Here is a 17154-nt window from a genome sequence, read left to right as displayed (position 1 = left end):
GTTATTTTCAATAATCCCCCTTGACTAGGGGGATTATTGAATAAATTACACTTTTTTCTTCATTAAACCGCTAGGTCTGCGCCACACACGGCCTGTTTTTGCGATCAATTTATCCGCTTCTGTTGGTCCCCAAGAGCCTGATTCATATTCATATACTCTGCCATTTTTCGCTTTGTAATCTAAAATTGGCTCAACAAATTTCCAGCAGGCGTGTACCGCATCAGTACGCGCAAATAGCGTTGCATCACCTTTCATTGAATCTAAAAGTAAGCGCTCATAAGCGGTTAATAAACTTGGTGATGCAAGATCAGCATAACGGAAATCCATTGACACTTCTTTAGCCTCAAAGCCTGCCCCCGGTTTTTTCAAGCCGAAACGCATTGAAATGCCTTCATCTGGCTGAATACGGATAATCAGTTTATTTTCAGGTGCTTTTTGGCTGAATACTGGGTGTGGCGTGGTTTTGAAGTGAATCACAACTTCAGTCACTCGAGTCGGTAAACGTTTACCAGTACGTACATAGAAAGGCACTCCCGCCCAACGCCAGTTGTCAATTTCACAACGTAATGCCATATAGGTTTCTGTATCTGAGTCCGCTGGCACGCCTTTTTCTTGTAAGTAACCTTTGACCTCTTCACCATTGATCACACCAGTACCGTATTGTCCGAGCACTAAGTTATTTTCTAAATCATCTTGGCTTAATGGGTGTAAGCAATAGAGCACTTTTGCCACTTCATCACGCATTGAATCTGCATTGATGATTGCAGGTGGTTCCATTGCAACCATTGCAAGCACTTGCAATAAGTGGTTTTGGAACATATCACGCATCGCACCTGAACCGTCATAATAACCACCACGTTCTTCAACACCTAAGGATTCTGCACCTGTAATTTCAACATAATCGATGAAATTTCGGTTCCAAAGAGGTTCAAATAAACCGTTTGAGAAACGTAAAACGAGTAGGTTTTGTACGGTTTCTTTACCTAAATAATGGTCGATACGATAAATTTGGTGTTCTGCAAAGAAACGGTGAATTTGAATATCTAATTCTTTTGCAGTGCGAATATCATAGCCGAATGGTTTTTCAACAATTAAACGTTTCCAACCAAATTCTTCGGTATTTAGGCCATGTGCAGCTAGACATTCAGGGATCACACCATAAAGGCTTGGTGGTGTAGAAAGGTAATAGAGAGTGTTACCATAGGTTTGATATTTATCGTGCAGTTCATCAAGGCGAGGAATTAATTTGCCATAATCACTTGCATCTGAGGTATTTAAAGCTTGGTAATATAAATGGTTACAAAATTCTTCTAAAGTTTCACCATTGGCACCCTCGTGCTTAATTAATGCTTGGCGCATTTTGTCACGGAAACTTTCATCACTTAATTCTGTACGTGCTACACCTAATACTGAAAAATGTTCAGTTAAACGGCCTATTTTATAAAGATTATAAAGTGCAGGAATTAACTTACGATGAGTTAAGTCTCCTGAAGCACCAAAAATCACAATACAATTATTATCTGCTTCTATTTTCATTTTATTCCTGAGGTTATTAATTGTTGAAAAATATTATAAATTTGTAAATGATTATAACAAATTGCTTTTTATTACACTTCATTAAATTTAAAGATTTTCTGCCAAGCGTAGTTTTTATCTAAGGTCATAATAAAGTCTGGGTTGATAAAGGTTTCTCGTTTGTTATAAGTTAATGGTTGAAATTGAGTATCAAATACTGCGCCTCCAACTTCAGCTAATAAAATTTCAGCTGGTGCTGTGTCCCATTCTCCTGTTTTACCCAGTCGTATATAGCAATCACAGGTTCCATCTGCGACTAAGCCACTTTTTAAACCACTTGAACCATAAATAAGGAAATCATATTCACAATTTTCCGTTAAAACAGACCGCACTTTATTAGTTGTACTGGTTGCTCCGATAGCAATTTTGAGTTTATTTTTGGCAAGTAATGGACGAGGGATGAGTTTTTGCTTTCGTTTGCCTGCTGACTTATATGCGCCAAAACCTTTCATTGCATAATAAGTAGTATCAAGTAAAGGGGCGTGAATAATACCAAGAACAGGTATGTTGTTTTGCACTAATGTAATTAAAACTGAGAATTGATCAGTTTGATCAATAAATTGTTGGGTGCCGTCTAATGGATCAATTAACCAATATTCGAGCCATTGCGTACGTTCTGTTAGCGAAATTTTGCAACATTCTTCTGATAAAATTGGCATATTAGGCGTAAGTGCGGTGAGTTTTTCGATTAAAAATTGGCTTAAAAATAAATCGACTTCCGTCACCGGTGTGTTATCTGATTTTTTTCGAATATTGACCGCACTTTGTTTCGATTTCTGATAGAAATCCGCTAAATGCTTTCCCGCTTGATAAGCAATGTCGAGGGTATCGTCTAATAACTTCGGGGAAAGTGTTAGCATAGGAATATCCTTTTAAACAGCGAGTTATGAATGGATGCAACTGCACTTTCTATCAATGCCCTTCGGTTACATTCATAGGAAGCAAGAACGATTTAAACGGTTGCGTAAAAATAAAAAGCAGGCTACCAGATATCTTAGTAGCCTGCAACTTAATCAATCAAAATTATGCTTGTTTTTTTGCTCGTAATACACGCAATACTAAGATACCTGCACCAGTCACAAAAGCCATTAAACCAAGCACTTCAGCAACGGTTCCCCAGTTTTCTAAATGAAGTGCTAATGGCGCATCTGAACCGCCAGAGGTGACAGAAGCAGCGATGATAAAGGCGAGTACGACACCCACTAAACTTTCACCCACAATCAGACCTGCGGCAAATAATGTACCAAAACGTTCTGCTGATTTTTTAATCACCTCTTGGTTCTTGCCAGTACGTGTTGCATAGCGAGTTAAGTGTTTGTTGATTAACCAAGCTAAGACTGCACCGATAATGATTGGCATATTTACAACAGGTGGTAAGTAAATTCCCATACCTACTGCAAGTGCTGGTAATGCAAATCGACCACTACTGGATTTTTTCAAGAACGAATCAATCACAATTAACGTTAAACCTAATCCAATACCAACAAAGATATATGTCCATTCAAGGCTATGTGAGAAGATACCTTTTGCGATAGTGGTCATTAAGGTTGCTTGTGGTGCAGATAATGCTTGTGCAGGGTCCATACTTTCACGTGGCAATGCACCTGTAAAACCATAAGCGTGATATAAAATTTCAAGCACTGGTGCAATTACTAATGCACCTACGATACAACCAATGATTAATGCCACCTCTTGACGCCAAGGGGTTGCACGCACTAATAAGCCTGTTTTTAAGTCTTGTAAGTTATCGTTTGAAATTGCTGCAATAGTCACTACAAGTGAACCTGAGAAGATGGTCAATGCGGTTAAAAATTGCATTGATTCTGGGTTTTCAGATAAACCAGTCACATTGCCTACAACCATTAATGCGAGTGAAATGCTTACGACAGAAATAATCCCGATACCTGAAATTGGGCTTGATGATGATCCAACTAAACCTGCCATATAACCACAAGCAGCAGCAACGAAGAAACCAATACCCACAGTGAAAATTGTACAAACAACAATTAACAGAACGGTTACTTCAGGTGAAAGGTTCATCACACTGATGAAGTCATATAATGAGAATGCGATTAATGCAATAGTTGCAAGTGTTAGATAAACCATTGTTTTTGGAGATAAGTCTTGCTCTGTTCGCTCACTTGTTTGTCCATTTGGGTCTTTTAAGCTACGGAAAGAAGCTCGCATCCCCTCAATCATTGGTTTCATTAAGATAATTAATGTCCAAATTGCCGCGATGCCAATAGTACCGACACCAATAAAACGTACTTTTTCTTTCCAAATACCCATTGCATAACTAATCATATTGGCATCTTCTGGCATCGGTACGGCTGCGCTAAAGTAAGGGACTGCTACACCCCAAGCAATGAAAATACCCAGTAAAATTGCTAAACCACCGACGATACCGACTAAGTAACCGGCACCCACTAATGCAAGTGAGAAACCCATTGGAATTTGGAAAATTGCATTGCCTGATTTAAACCAATAACTTGCACCGTCAGCAACTACACGTAAACCATTAGTTAAGAATGCCATTACACCGGCAATTAAACCGCCAGTCATAATCTCACGTACGCCACTGTCGCTACCTTGTTTGTGGTTACCTGCTTTTAAAATCTCTGCAGCTGCAACGCCTTCTGGGTAAGGGAGTTCACTACGCGTTACCATCGCATTACGTAGAGGAATCGTGAAAATAACCCCTAAAATTCCCCCCGAAGCACAGATCAACATTGTTTGCCAGAATGGGAAACCTTGCCAATATCCCATCATTAAGAGACCCGGTAATACGAAAATGATAGATGATAATGTTCCTGCTGCAGATGCTTGGGTTTGCACCATATTATTTTCTAAAATGTTAGACCCTGAGAACATTTTTAACACAGCCATTGAAATAACTGCAGCAGGGATAGATGATGCGAAAGTAAGACCTACTTTCAACCCTAAGTAGACATTTGATGCCGTAAATACGACAGTAATTAAAGCCCCTAAAATCATTCCTCTTAGCGTTAATTCACGCAGAGAGTCTTGCGGAGCATATTGCGTAGAACCGCTCATAGAAATCCTCATTAATTGTTATGTTTGTTTTAGGATCGAAAAATCCATTTTTATCTGCATATTTATTCATAAAACAATAAATACAGAAATTATTAGATAACACTCAATTGATGATATTGCAAATGGAATATCACTTCATTTTGTAAAAAATCAAAAATTCTTATATAAAAAATCTCGTAAGCAATAAAGTGCGACTAAGTTTCGTGCTTCACAAAAATTTGCATCGACTAAAAGTTCATCAATTTTATCGAGTGGAAAACGGACAAGTTCTAATGGTTCAGGCTCATCACCTTCTAATTTACAAGGGTAGAAATCGCGTGCAATAAAGATATGCATTGGATTATTCATATGACTTGGAGAGGTGTTGACGGTTCGAAGGTGTTGTAAAGAGTTTGCACCTAAACCGATTTCTTCTTTTAATTCTCGCACCGCACTTTGTTCTGGAGTTTCATTGGGATCCATTAGCCCTTTTGGAAAACCTAGTTCGTAGCGTTCAGTGCCTACTGCATATTCACGCACCATTAAGAGCTCATTACCTTCAATTGGTAACACCATGACTGCAGCACGACTGCTAGGTTTGAAACGCTCATAAGTGCGGTATTCCCCATTAGAGAAGCGTAATTTGACAGATTGAATTTCAAAAATTTGTGATTTGGCGGCAACTGAAACCGATAAAATTTCAGGCTTTTGCATTAAATGCCTCCTATGCTAGTGCAAATTGCGTTTATTCCATTGCTAAATTTTACAAAATTATTGAATAACGATACCATAACTTGCTAAGTGTAAGAAGGAAGTACATTGAATGAAACAACTTAATTGGCAGAATATCGATACCGTTATTTTAGATCTAGATGGTACATTAATTGACCTTTATTTTGATCATGTTTTTTGGAAAAAAATTGTGCCACAAGTTTATGCTGACAAATTTCATATTTCTTTAAAAGAAAGTACGAATTTGCTCAAACAACGTTATGAAGCCATTGAGCATACTAAAGATTGGTACTGTTTAGATTTTTGGGCAAAAACTTTGGATTTACCCTTACATCAGATGTATCAACAGCACGCACCTCAAGTAAAAGTGCGGTCAGATGTTGTGCCATTTTTACAAACTCTCAATAACATGAAAAAGTACGTGATTTTACTCACTGATAGTAATCACTTTTGTTTAGAGACCAAATTAAAATATTGTGATTTTACACCCTACTTTGATCTACTGTTATCAAGTCATCAGTTTGATGCCCCAAAAATGGAGCAAGTTTTATGGCAACGCTTACAACAAAAACACTATTTTAAACCCGAGCGTACCTTATTTGTTGATGATACAGAAAACGTACTGGACAGTGCACGGCAATTTGGTATTGCTTATACTTTAGGTGTAGAAAATCCAGATAGTTCATTGCCAGATAAGCAATTTGAACGGCACTCTTCCGTAAAAAACTATCGTACTTTGATTGAATGAAGAAGGGATGATTTATGGCAAAACATAGCAATACTGAAGAAAATAATGATCAAGTTCGCTTAGATAAATGGCTCTGGGCGGCACGTTTTTATAAAACACGTACTATTGCAAAAGAAATGATTGATGGTGGCAAAGTCCATTACAATGGTCAACGCACTAAACCGAATAAAGCGGTTGAAGTAGGTGGCATTATTAAGTTACGACAGGGTAATGAAGAAAAAGAAGTAGAAGTGACCGCACTTTCAACTCAACGCCGTGGCGCACCTCAGGCACAATTACTGTATAAAGAAACGGAAAAAAGCGTGGAACAGCGAGCTAAAATAGCGATTGCTCGTAAGATTAATGCCCTCACAATGCCACATCCAGATCGTAGACCAAACAAAAAAGAACGTCGTGATCTCTTGAAATTTAAACACCAAGACGGCTTGTGACTGCTATAATAGTTATTGTATTTGCAAGCTAAATATTGTAAGAACTGACCGCACTTTTTGTCTAATTAATTTATCAGTAAGCCGTTATAGGCTTGAAATGCGCGGTCAAAATGAAGAATAACACAAAGGATAATCAATGACATATCAAACTGATAACGACAAACTTTACCGATATTTATTTAAAGATCGTGCTGTACGTGGTGAATGGGTACGTTTAAATTCAACGTTTAATGCCACGTTAAATACACACCAATATCCTCAAGTTATCCAAAATTTACTGGGTGAAATGATGGTCGCGGCCAGTTTATTGACTGCAACATTAAAATTTGAAGGGGATATCACAGTACAAGTGCAAGGAGACGGGCCGCTTAAATTAGCATTGGTGAATGGTAATAGCAATCAACAAATCCGTGCATTGGCTCGTTTACAAAGTGAAGTAAAAGACGATATGACCTTAGCACAATTAGTGGGACAAGGCATTTTAGTGATAACGATTGCACCCACTGAAGGAGAACGTTATCAGGGTGTGATTGCGCTAGATAAACCAACCATTACAGCGTGTTTGGAGGATTATTTCGTACGTTCTGAACAGTTACAAACTCAACTCATTATTCGCACTGGCGAATTTGACGGCAAACCTGTTGCAGCAGGTATGTTATTACAAATTATGCCGGATGGCTCTGGTTCACCAGAAGATTTCGACCACTTAGCTACCTTAACAGCCACAGTGAAAGATGAAGAAATATTTGCTTTAACTGCGGAAGAATTACTTTATCGTTTATATCATGAAGAAACAGCCGTAGAGATCTTTCCTGCTCAATCTGTTGAGTTTTTCTGTGGTTGTTCACAAGAGCGTTCTGGTGCAGCATTATTGTTAATCCCTGATGATGAAATTGATGAAGTCTTAGCTGAACATAATGGCACGATTGATATGCAATGTGAGTGCTGTGGCACACATTATTTTTTTAATAAAGAAGCTATTAACGTATTGAAAAATAATTAACGGATTGTTTTTTATTCAATACTAACTATAATTTAACCTTGATTTATAAAGACAAATGGAGTTTAAAATGAAAAAAATCATCTTAGGAGTGCTAGTGCTTACTGCAACAAATGCAATGGCTCTATCAAATAACGTCAATCTTTATGGAAAAGTAGGCGTTGATGTAGTATCAAAATTTGAAACGATTTCACCAAGTGTTCATAAATTTAATGCCCCTTCGAAAAATAAGGTTGCACCGGGGGTATTTTTAGAAGCAACTTATAGCATTGTGCCTGAGTTTGAGGTAGGTGTTGGTGTAGGCTATATTAAGCGTAAATCATATAATTATAGCCATCTAAAATCAATAGAATCTGATAGTAACAGTGGCGTTCATTATGATATTCCGCTAATAGAATATTCTAAAGTGAATCGTTACTCTTCTATACCAGTTTATCTTGTTGGTAAATTTAATCTTAATTTAAAGCCTGATTTGTTGGTGTATTTACAGGGGGACTTCGGTTATTCCTTCAATAAAGTAAAATCTACTCATCGGTATGTCACGTATGAGGATGTAGCTGGTAATGGTATGTTTGGCAAAAGCCGAGATAATATTATTCATACTGACGTAACAAATGGTAAATATTATGGCGTTGGTGTGGGTGTTGAGTATAAAAATATTCAGCTAGGTATTTCTTATCATCATTCTAAAGCAAGACTGCAATACCATACTAGAGGGCTTGCTCTGACAAATGACTCTTATCAGAATGATGCGTTACGTCTTTCTCTAGGCTATAAATTCTAATTTTATTACACATTGCAAACCGTTCTTTTTATGAACGGTTTTTTTCTATGATAAAAGTCAAAGAAAAATAAAAAAGTTGAGTAAAATTTCAAAATTTTGATCAACCTAACAGTTTTTGAGTAGAAACTTGATTAAAATGCTCACAATTATTTTTTAACTTTAAAACTTAACTCTACGAGGTGATGTATGACAGATCTAAATAAAGTAATCAATGAACTTGGTACACTTGGCATTCATGATGTAAAAGAAATCGTTTATAACCCAAGCTATGAACAACTATTTGAAGAAGAAACTAAACCAGGTTTAGATGGTTACGAAAAAGGTGTTGTGACTCAATCTGGTGCTGTTGCAGTTGACACTGGTATTTTCACAGGTCGTTCTCCAAAAGATAAATATATCGTTCTTGATGACAAAACTAAAGACACGGTTTGGTGGACAAGTGATGCGGCGAAAAACGATAACAAACCAATGACACAAGATACGTGGAAAAGCTTAAAAGGCTTAGTCACTGAACAACTTTCTGGCAAACGTTTATTTGTGATCGATGCATTTTGTGGTGCAAATGCTGATACTCGTTTAGCAGTACGTATCGTAACAGAAGTTGCGTGGCAAGCTCACTTTGTTAAAAACATGTTTATTCGTCCAACTGAAGCTGAATTAGTCGGTTTCAAACCAGACTTTGTAGTAATGAACGGTTCTAAAGTAACCAACCCTAATTGGAAAGAGCAAGGCTTAAATTCAGAAAACTTCGTTGCATTCAACTTAACTGAAGGTGTGCAATTAATCGGTGGTACTTGGTACGGCGGTGAGATGAAAAAAGGTATGTTCTCAATGATGAACTACTTCTTACCATTAAGAGGCATCGCATCAATGCACTGTTCAGCAAACGTTGGTAAAGACGGCGATGTAGCGGTATTCTTTGGTTTATCAGGTACTGGTAAAACAACACTTTCAACTGATCCAAAACGTCAATTAATCGGTGATGATGAGCACGGTTGGGATGATGATGGCGTATTCAACTACGAAGGTGGTTGCTATGCGAAAACTATCAAACTTTCTCCAGAAAACGAACCAGATATCTATGGTGCAATCAAACGTGATGCATTATTAGAAAACGTGGTTGTTCGTGCTGATGGTTCAGTTGATTACGATGATGGTTCAAAAACAGAAAATACTCGTGTTTCTTACCCAATTTACCACATTGACAACATCGTAACGCCAGTATCAAAAGCAGGTCACGCGAAAAAAGTGATTTTCTTAACAGCAGATGCGTTTGGTGTATTACCACCAGTATCTAAATTAACGCCAGAACAAACTAAATATTACTTCTTATCTGGTTTCACAGCGAAATTAGCAGGTACAGAGCGTGGTATTACAGAACCAACACCAACATTCTCAGCGTGTTTCGGTGCAGCGTTCTTATCACTTCACCCAACTCAATATGCTGAAGTGTTAGTGAAACGTATGGAAGCTGCTGGTGCAGAAGCTTACTTAGTGAACACTGGTTGGAATGGTACAGGTAAACGTATTTCAATCAAAGATACTCGCGGTATCATTGATGCTATCTTAGATGGTTCAATTGAGAAAGCTGAAATGAATAAATTACCAATCTTTGATTTAGCGATTCCAACAGCATTACCAGGTGTTGACCCTGCAATCTTAGATCCACGTGATACTTATGCAGACAAAGCTCAATGGCAAGCGAAAGCAGAAGACCTTGCAAGTCGTTTTGTGAAAAACTTCGAAAAATATACAACTAATGAAGAAGGTAAAGCATTAGTTGCAGCGGGTCCAAAAGCATAATGTAATTACGTTTAAATTAAAAAGCAGCTTGGTGAAAATCGAGCTGTTTTTTTTATGCCCGAATTGTGGATGGATATGTTATAAGTGACAATAAAAAAACCACCTGTTGTTGGGTGGTTTTGGTTGGCATTTATCCCTGTTTTTTCAGGATAACATACATTTCATCTTTTAAGCGGAGTTTTTCTTTTTTCAGATTTTCAACTTCAGTCGGTGTACCTAATTCAATATTTGCCTCAATATTTTTAATTCGTTGATCGAGCTCATTGTGTTTGTCAAATAAACGAGAAAAATGAGAATCCTCATTTTTTAATTTAGATATTAAATCGCGAAATTCTGGGAACATAGAGAACTCCTTATTAGAGGGTATAAAATATACTGTTACTTATCTTAACGGAATTTTCATTTTATGACTGTGTCGTAGATCACAAATCTAAAGAGAAAAGTCTTGTTTAATTTTATTCAATAACACATCGCAGCAACGATCTAATAATTGGTAGGTTTGATTAAAATCTTTTGTGTACCAAGGATCTGGAATATGGTCATACTCCATATCAGGGCAAAGTGTGGTGATTTTAAATAATTTTTCAGGGTGACGACCAAACATCTCTTCCAAATCTTGTAAGTTTTGATCGTCCATTGCAATGAGATAATCATAAAATTCCCAATCTTTTGACCGCACTTTTTTGCTACGGAAGCCTGAGCTGTTGATCTTATGTTGGTCTAACATATCTGCTGTCCCACAATGCATATCTTCGCCATCATGCCAGCCCGATGTGCCTGCACTGCTGGTTTTGATTTTATCAGTTAAACCAGCTTGATTGATTTTCTCACGCATGAGAAATTCTGCCATTGGAGAGCGACAAATATTGCCTAGGCAGACGAAAAGAATGTTTATCTCTTTTTTCATTTTATTTCCTTTTTGTAAAAAAATATCCCCAAATTTAATGGGGATATATCAAATTATACGGATGTAGATTTCACACTTTTACGTGTTTCTTTAACCGTACTTTGTCCAGTATTTACTTTTTTCACTGTGGACTTTTTTACTTTGTTTTTTGCTTCAGTTGCTTTCTCGGCTTTTTTACTATCCGTTTTCTTTACGTCAGCTTTCTTTGTTTCTTCTGCTTTTTTACGTGTTTTTGTAGTTTTCGTTGTGGCAGATTTAGTTGTTGCTTTTTTCGTTTTTTTAGCTGGAGTTACGATAGCTGTTTGCCCTTGTTCTGCGAGCCATTGATTAAGTTTTTCAAGCAAGATATTACCTAACGGGCTTGGGTCACCAGTAAATAGTGTTTGCAAGCCGTTTTTCTCAATAATATGGCGACGTAATTCAATACGTTCTTGGTGATTTTCAGCCAGACGAATAGCTTGTGCCACATATTCATCAGCACTGTCTGCAATTAACCAGTCTGGTAAACCTAAGCGTTTAAATAACCCTTCATCAATATGTTCATGCACTTCATCACCTGTTTTACAAATACCCACTAAACCTAATGTCGCCATATCAATAATACCGTTTGTATTACCAAACGGGAATGGGTTTAGCATCATATCGCAGTTATACAAGACATTGAGGTAGTCGTGATATGGTAATTGTGGATAAACAGTAGCGGTATCACCCAAATAACTTTTGATAAAACGTTCAATATAAGGGTGTGTTACCCCAAGAGATTGACCAAGTGTGAAATAAAAATGTACTTTGACATTGGCTTGCTCTGCAATGGTTTTTAGTGCATTTAAAAAGTATGGGTTTAACTTCATTGTGGTCGCAGCAATCCCGATATTTACGGTTTCTGGGTTTTCTCTTAAAGAATATTCTACGCTAGTTGGTGCCGCAGATGATGGTACATAAGGCAATGCATCTTTGGGTAAGCGAAGTATTGTTTCACTAAAACAATCTTCAGAGCCCACATAATCATCTTCCACAACCACATATTCAATAAATTCAGAGTGTGTTGTTGCAGGGTGGCCTAAGGCAATGGCTTGGATTGGCGCTAAACGGCAGTTACTAGCAAAGATTGTGATGAGATCCATTCCAATGCTTGGCATATACACAATTGCAGCATTGTTTTCTTCACAGATTTGTTTCACGAAAAGTAATTTATCGAATATAGTATTGCCAGTGATAAGATGAAATTCATCAAAAACATTTCTACCCGCTTCATCAACACTTTCACCACCTAATCCAATTAAGTGGAAATGTTCACGTGCGGCAATCATTGAGGTGGAATGAGTACGATAAATTGAATGTGCCGCGTGGAAATGTTCTAACAATACAACCATTACTGGTTTTTTATCAATCTTGATTTGGTTCACATCGCGATCTTGCCAACCCACTTGTAATAAGTGTTTACGGATAATTTGATTCAGTGATTTTTTCACTAAATGTTTGTTTTCTGCAATATCGTAGCTGCAATGCATATACACATCGTGTGAAATGCCACTTGGTAAGCCGTTAAAGCCATTAAGTTGTGCTAATTTTTCAGGGAACCATTGTAAAATCGCAGCACGTTTGTTGAATGCTGTGCTAGTACCTAAGAAGCGAGGTGACTGCAATGCAAACATCAGTGAAGCGCAGACTTCAGGTTGGACTTTCCATAGCGTATCTAAACTTAAGTTCACATTGGATTCAGGAAAATATAATAAACAGAATTTAAACAATGCAGAAAGACTTGATTCAATATGAATATCAAGATTGCTCTCGCGATCTGCTTTTGTATTATAAGTTTGTAGTATGTGGTCTGCATTGATAAAAGGCGAACTTGCGAAAATCAAATGCATCCAACGTTGTAAGGTTATAAGCGATAAGAAACCTTTGTGTGAAATATCCAATTTAGGATCTTGGAACAATGTTGTGATCCCAACAGCCATTCTTGTACAAAAATGAACAGTTGTATCGTATTCACTGTCTTGGATTTGTTGAGGAATATCAAATTCAATATCAGTTAATGCACCGAAATTGGTATCGAGTTTATTTAAAATCGCTCTCAATTCATTACAGGCTAGCTCATACTCTTTATTTGCCACTGCATGTTCAAAACGATTCACACTTGGATTTGGTTTTTTATCAGTCATTACAACTCCTTTGTTAACAAGTACCCCACAGATCATATTCATCTGCTTGGGTAATTTCGACTTGGATAATTTGCCCCACCTTGACGTCGATTTGGCTTACATTATCAATATAAACCACACCATCAATTTCAGGTGCATCAGCCATAGAACGGCCGATAATACCTTCTTCGTCAATCTCATCAATAATCACAGACAGGATTTTTCCAACTTTTTGTTGTAAACGCTGAGCTGAAATTTCTTGCTGTAATTGCATAAAGCGGTGGAAGCGCTCTTCTTTTACGTCTTCAGGCACTTGATCTGGCATATCCGTTGCCACAGCGCCTTCGACAGGACTAAATTTGAAGCAGCCAACTCGATCAAGTTGTGCTTCTTTGAGGAAATCTAATAATAATTGGAAATCTTCTTCTGTTTCGCCAGGGAAACCCACAATGAAGGTTGAACGTAATGTCAATTCTGGGCAAATCTCACGCCACTTTTTAATACGCTCTAAAGTGCGGTCGATTGAACCCGGTCTTTTCATTGCTTTTAATACTTTTGGGCTTGCGTGTTGTAGAGGAATATCAAGATAAGGTAATAATTTACCTTCAGCCATTAATGGAATTAAATCATCTACGTGTGGATACGGATATACATAATGTAAACGCACCCATACACCTAATTTTCCTAATTGCTCACATAAACTCATTAAGTTATTTTTAATTGGCATTCCATTCCAAAACACAGTTTTGTTTTGTACTTCTTTGCTTTGGTCTAACGCATAAGCAGAAGTGTCTTGTGACACAATCAACAGTTCTTTCACGCCGGCATCAACAAGACGTTTTGCCTCGTCTAATACTTGGGTAATTGAACGGCTATCTAAATCTCCGCGCATTGATGGAATGATACAGAATGTGCAACGATGATCGCAACCCTCTGAAATCTTTAAATAAGCGTAATGTTTTGGCGTTAATTTCACACCCTGTTTTGGTACAAGTGCAGTATAAGGATTATATTCTGGTTTTGGCACATATTTATGTACTTGTGTCATTACCGCTTCGTAACTATGTGGACCTGTTACCTCAAGTACTTTCGGGTGCACTTCACGAATACGGTCTTCTTTTGCACCTAAGCAACCAGTTACAATCACTTTGCCATTTTCTTCCAATGCCTCGCCAATGGCTTCTAAAGATTCTTGCACTGCGCTATCAATGAAACCGCAGGTATTTACGATCACAAGATCTGCATTTTCGTAACTGGGAATAATGTTATAACCATCCGAGCGTAATTCGGTCAAAATACGTTCAGAATCAACAAGGTTTTTTGGACAACCTAAACTAATGAAGCCAATATTGGGAGCTGAAGATGTCATACAATATCTCAAAAATAAATAGTTAATCACTCAATAAAACGAACTATTCTACCGAATTTGACTATAAAATGCGATAAAGGCGGGTAAAAGCAGGGGGATTTTTGCGCAAGTTAGTGCAGTGTGTTTAAAATAATGAATAAAGTGCGGTCGAATTTTTCAGACTTTTTGCATAGAAAAAACGCTTGGCGAAAACCAAGCGTTTGAAAGATAAGTATTAAACAAGAAGTGCTGCAGCTTTTACTACAATTTCTACTGCATTTTTCTCGATGTTTCTTGCAGATTCTTCGTTTGGAATTTCTTGTTGCGTACGATTCACGATAGCACCTGCAATCATACCTGCGCGTAATCCTAATGCGGAACACATTGTAAATAAGGTTGCAGACTCCATTTCAAAGTTCATTACATTGAGGTCTTGCCATTGTTTTAATGAGCCTTGGAAATGACGATAAACTTTGCCACTATAAGTGTCATAGCGTTCTTGACCTGGGTAGAATGTGTCTGATGCTGCAGTAATACCCACATATACTTTTTGGTTAGCATTTTCAATTGCTGCTTTGTAAAGTGCGTTAGTACATTCAAAGTTTGCTACCGCAGGGTATTCCATCGGTGCAAAATGTAAACTTGCACCGTCTAAGCGTACAGCCCCTGTTGTTACTAAAATATCACCTACATTAATATGTGGCTGGATTGCACCAGTTGTACCGATACGCAAGAATGTACGCACACCTAATTGTGCTAATTCTTCCACTGCGATAGATACAGATGGACCACCAATACCCGTTGAGCAGACAACCACTGCTTTATCATTAATATAGCCTAACCAAGAGGTGAACTCTCGAGTTGATGCTAAAAATTTAGGGCGTTCTAATAATTTTGCAATTCTTTCTACACGTTCAGGTGCACCCGGAGTGATAGCTAAGGTTGCGCCTTCTAACATTGCCTTGGTTAAACCAAGATGGAATACTTCTGACATATTCTCTCCTCACTATTTTAATTGCTTAAGGTTTAATATCGCGCAGGATAGGATTTTGCATTGATATTAAGGTTTCAGTAGATTGAATTTCATCAATCAATTGAATTTTGGTTGCCAGTACAGAATGAAGCTCTGCAATAGTATGCGTCATTACTTTGATAAAAATAGAGTAGTTGCCTGTTGTATAATAGGCTTCAACGACTTCGTCAAAAGCCTCTAATTTTTTTATAACTTTCTCGTAATCTTTTGCGCTTTTTAAAATAATGCCAATAAAGCAACAAACATCATAGCCTAATTTACGTTCATTAATACGGACTTTTGTCCCTTCAATAATACCAGATTGGCGCATTTTTTCGACACGAACGTGAATTGTGCCAGGGCTAACGCCAAAAGATTTTGCCATTTCAGCATAGGGTGTTCGTGCATCTTTGGTTAATACGCGTAAAATTTGTTGATCTAAGTTGTCTATTGTGTGCATAAATGACCTTTTTTTGATTTTTTTTAAAATAAGTTGTGTTTTTTTAGATAAAATCTATGTTACATCCTTTTTCTTAAAAAAGCTATTGAATTTATAGGGTGTTATATTAAATAATATCCAAAATCTTTTTAGATGTATTCGTTTTATATAAGGTATTAAAAATGCAAAAATCATTCATTTTACAACAACAAGAAATTAGTTTCGCAAAGAACACGTTCACTGATAAGTTAGCTGATCATTTGGGTATTGTTGAGGTTCAAGGACCTATCCTAAGCCAAGTGGGCAATGGTATTCAAGATAATCTTTCAGGTGCAGAAAAAGCAGTTCAAGTAAATGTGAAGCAGATCACAGATGCAACATTTGAGGTCGTACACTCTTTAGCCAAATGGAAACGCCACACTCTTGCACGCTTTGGTTTTGCAGAAAATGAAGGTTTATTTGTACATATGAAAGCTTTACGTCCAGATGAAGATTCACTTGATCAAACGCATTCAGTTTATGTGGATCAATGGGACTGGGAAAAAGTGATCCCAAAAGGTCGCCGTAATCTTGCTTATTTGAAAGAAACCGTAAACTCAATTTATCAAGCAATTCTTGAGACTGAGGAGGCAGTAAGTAAAAAGTTTGGTTTAGAGCGTTTTCTACCTTCACAAATTACATTCTTACATAGTGAAGAATTAGTGCAACGTTACCCTGGAATGAATGATAAAGAGCGTGAAAATGCAATTTGTAAAGAATATGGTGCAGTATTCCTCATTGGTATCGGTGGTGAATTATCTGACGGTAAACCACATGATATGCGTGCACCAGACTATGATGATTGGACAACCCCATCAGAAGGTGAATACAAAGGTTTAAATGGTGATATTTTAGTTTGGAACCCAATTTTAGAACGTGCATTCGAATTATCTTCTATGGGTATCCGTGTTGATGAAACAGCATTACGCACGCAACTAGCATTAACTGATGATGAAGAACGTTTGAAATTTGACTGGCACCAAGATTTAATCAATGGTCGTTTACCTCTTTCAATTGGTGGTGGTATTGGTCAATCACGTTTAGTTATGTTGCTATTACAGAAAAAACATATTGGTGAAGTGCAATCAAGCGTATGGCCAAAATGGGTAATGGAAGAGTTTGATAACATTCTTTAATTACTGATTAATAGATGAAAAAA

General features: G+C 37.3%; 16 protein-coding genes. 6 read left to right on the top strand and 10 right to left on the bottom strand.

Translation table 11 applies throughout. From position 1 onward, the window contains the following. Nucleotides 1-45 precede the first annotated feature (45 nt). The 4 genes from zwf to nudE form a co-directional block, all read right to left on the bottom strand. Nucleotides 46-1536, bottom strand: a complete 1491-nt coding sequence (zwf, locus tag CKV78_RS08440) for a glucose-6-phosphate dehydrogenase (RefSeq protein ID WP_005763858.1) — start codon at nt 1534-1536, stop codon at nt 46-48. Nucleotides 1537-1607: 71 nt separating this feature from the next. After that, nucleotides 1608-2435, bottom strand: coding sequence for a 3'(2'),5'-bisphosphate nucleotidase CysQ (cysQ, locus tag CKV78_RS08435; protein WP_005763857.1), 828 nt, complete (start codon nt 2433-2435; stop codon nt 1608-1610). 163 nt (nt 2436-2598) lie between these two features. Continuing rightward, nucleotides 2599-4629 (bottom strand): OPT family oligopeptide transporter, encoded by a 2031-nt coding sequence (locus CKV78_RS08430; RefSeq protein WP_005763856.1) that lies wholly within the window; start codon nt 4627-4629, stop codon nt 2599-2601. A gap of 150 nt (nt 4630-4779) precedes the next feature. Continuing rightward, nucleotides 4780-5322, bottom strand: a complete 543-nt coding sequence (gene nudE / locus CKV78_RS08425; protein WP_005763854.1) for an ADP compounds hydrolase NudE — start codon at nt 5320-5322, stop codon at nt 4780-4782. A 109-nt stretch (nt 5323-5431) separates the two neighbouring features. Between nudE and yrfG the strand changes: the two genes are divergently transcribed. The 5 genes from yrfG to pckA all read left to right on the top strand — a co-directional run bounded on the left by yrfG (nt 5432) and on the right by pckA (nt 10106). Beyond that, nucleotides 5432-6088 carry a GMP/IMP nucleotidase gene (gene yrfG, locus CKV78_RS08420; RefSeq protein WP_005763852.1) on the top strand — a complete coding sequence of 219 codons (657 nt, stop codon included), beginning with the start codon at nt 5432-5434 and terminating at the stop codon, nt 6086-6088. Nucleotides 6089-6102: 14 nt separating this feature from the next. After that, nucleotides 6103-6519, top strand: a complete 417-nt coding sequence (gene hslR, locus CKV78_RS08415; protein ID WP_005763850.1) for a ribosome-associated heat shock protein Hsp15 — start codon at nt 6103-6105, stop codon at nt 6517-6519. Between the two features lie 136 nt (nt 6520-6655). Continuing rightward, a complete protein-coding gene (gene hslO, locus CKV78_RS08410; protein ID WP_005763848.1) occupies nt 6656-7522 on the top strand; it encodes an Hsp33 family molecular chaperone HslO in 867 nt (288 codons plus the stop codon). Between the two features lie 67 nt (nt 7523-7589). Next, nucleotides 7590-8303, top strand: a complete 714-nt coding sequence (locus CKV78_RS08405) for an outer membrane beta-barrel protein (RefSeq protein WP_032855446.1) — start codon at nt 7590-7592, stop codon at nt 8301-8303. Between the two features lie 186 nt (nt 8304-8489). Next, a complete protein-coding gene (pckA, locus tag CKV78_RS08400) occupies nt 8490-10106 on the top strand; it encodes a phosphoenolpyruvate carboxykinase (ATP) (protein WP_005763844.1) in 1617 nt (538 codons plus the stop codon). A gap of 130 nt (nt 10107-10236) precedes the next feature. Here the strand turns inward: pckA and CKV78_RS08395 are convergent, their stop codons facing one another. From CKV78_RS08395 to asnC, 6 genes are all read right to left on the bottom strand, one after another. Continuing rightward, a complete protein-coding gene (locus tag CKV78_RS08395) occupies nt 10237-10449 on the bottom strand; it encodes a YdcH family protein (protein WP_005763842.1) in 213 nt (70 codons plus the stop codon). An 87-nt stretch (nt 10450-10536) separates the two neighbouring features. Beyond that, nucleotides 10537-11013 (bottom strand): low molecular weight protein-tyrosine-phosphatase, encoded by a 477-nt coding sequence (locus CKV78_RS08390; RefSeq protein WP_005763841.1) that lies wholly within the window; start codon nt 11011-11013, stop codon nt 10537-10539. A gap of 53 nt (nt 11014-11066) precedes the next feature. After that, nucleotides 11067-13178, bottom strand: coding sequence for a UDP-glucose:protein N-beta-glucosyltransferase (locus CKV78_RS08385; protein ID WP_167373137.1), 2112 nt, complete (start codon nt 13176-13178; stop codon nt 11067-11069). Between the two features lie 13 nt (nt 13179-13191). Continuing rightward, a complete protein-coding gene (rimO, locus tag CKV78_RS08380) occupies nt 13192-14526 on the bottom strand; it encodes a 30S ribosomal protein S12 methylthiotransferase RimO (RefSeq protein ID WP_005763839.1) in 1335 nt (444 codons plus the stop codon). A gap of 214 nt (nt 14527-14740) precedes the next feature. Beyond that, nucleotides 14741-15499, bottom strand: a complete 759-nt coding sequence (gene udp, locus CKV78_RS08375) for a uridine phosphorylase (RefSeq protein WP_005763838.1) — start codon at nt 15497-15499, stop codon at nt 14741-14743. A 25-nt stretch (nt 15500-15524) separates the two neighbouring features. After that, entirely contained in the window at nt 15525-15977 is a 453-nt protein-coding gene (gene asnC / locus CKV78_RS08370) for a transcriptional regulator AsnC (protein ID WP_005763837.1), read from the bottom strand. Between the two features lie 161 nt (nt 15978-16138). Here asnC and asnA point away from each other — a divergent pair, with 161 nt between their 5' ends. Next, nucleotides 16139-17131: an aspartate--ammonia ligase gene (gene asnA / locus CKV78_RS08365; RefSeq protein WP_005763836.1), complete on the top strand. Its 993-nt coding sequence runs from the start codon at nt 16139-16141 to the stop codon at nt 17129-17131. The last annotated feature ends 23 nt before the right edge of the window (nt 17132-17154 follow it).

Origin of the sequence: Pasteurella dagmatis, assembly GCF_900186835.1 — a bacterium.
In the GTDB taxonomy this organism is placed as follows: domain Bacteria; phylum Pseudomonadota; class Gammaproteobacteria; order Enterobacterales; family Pasteurellaceae; genus Pasteurella; species Pasteurella dagmatis.
Note: the sequence above shows the minus strand (reverse complement) of the source record. Positions and strands in the feature narration are given on the sequence as shown.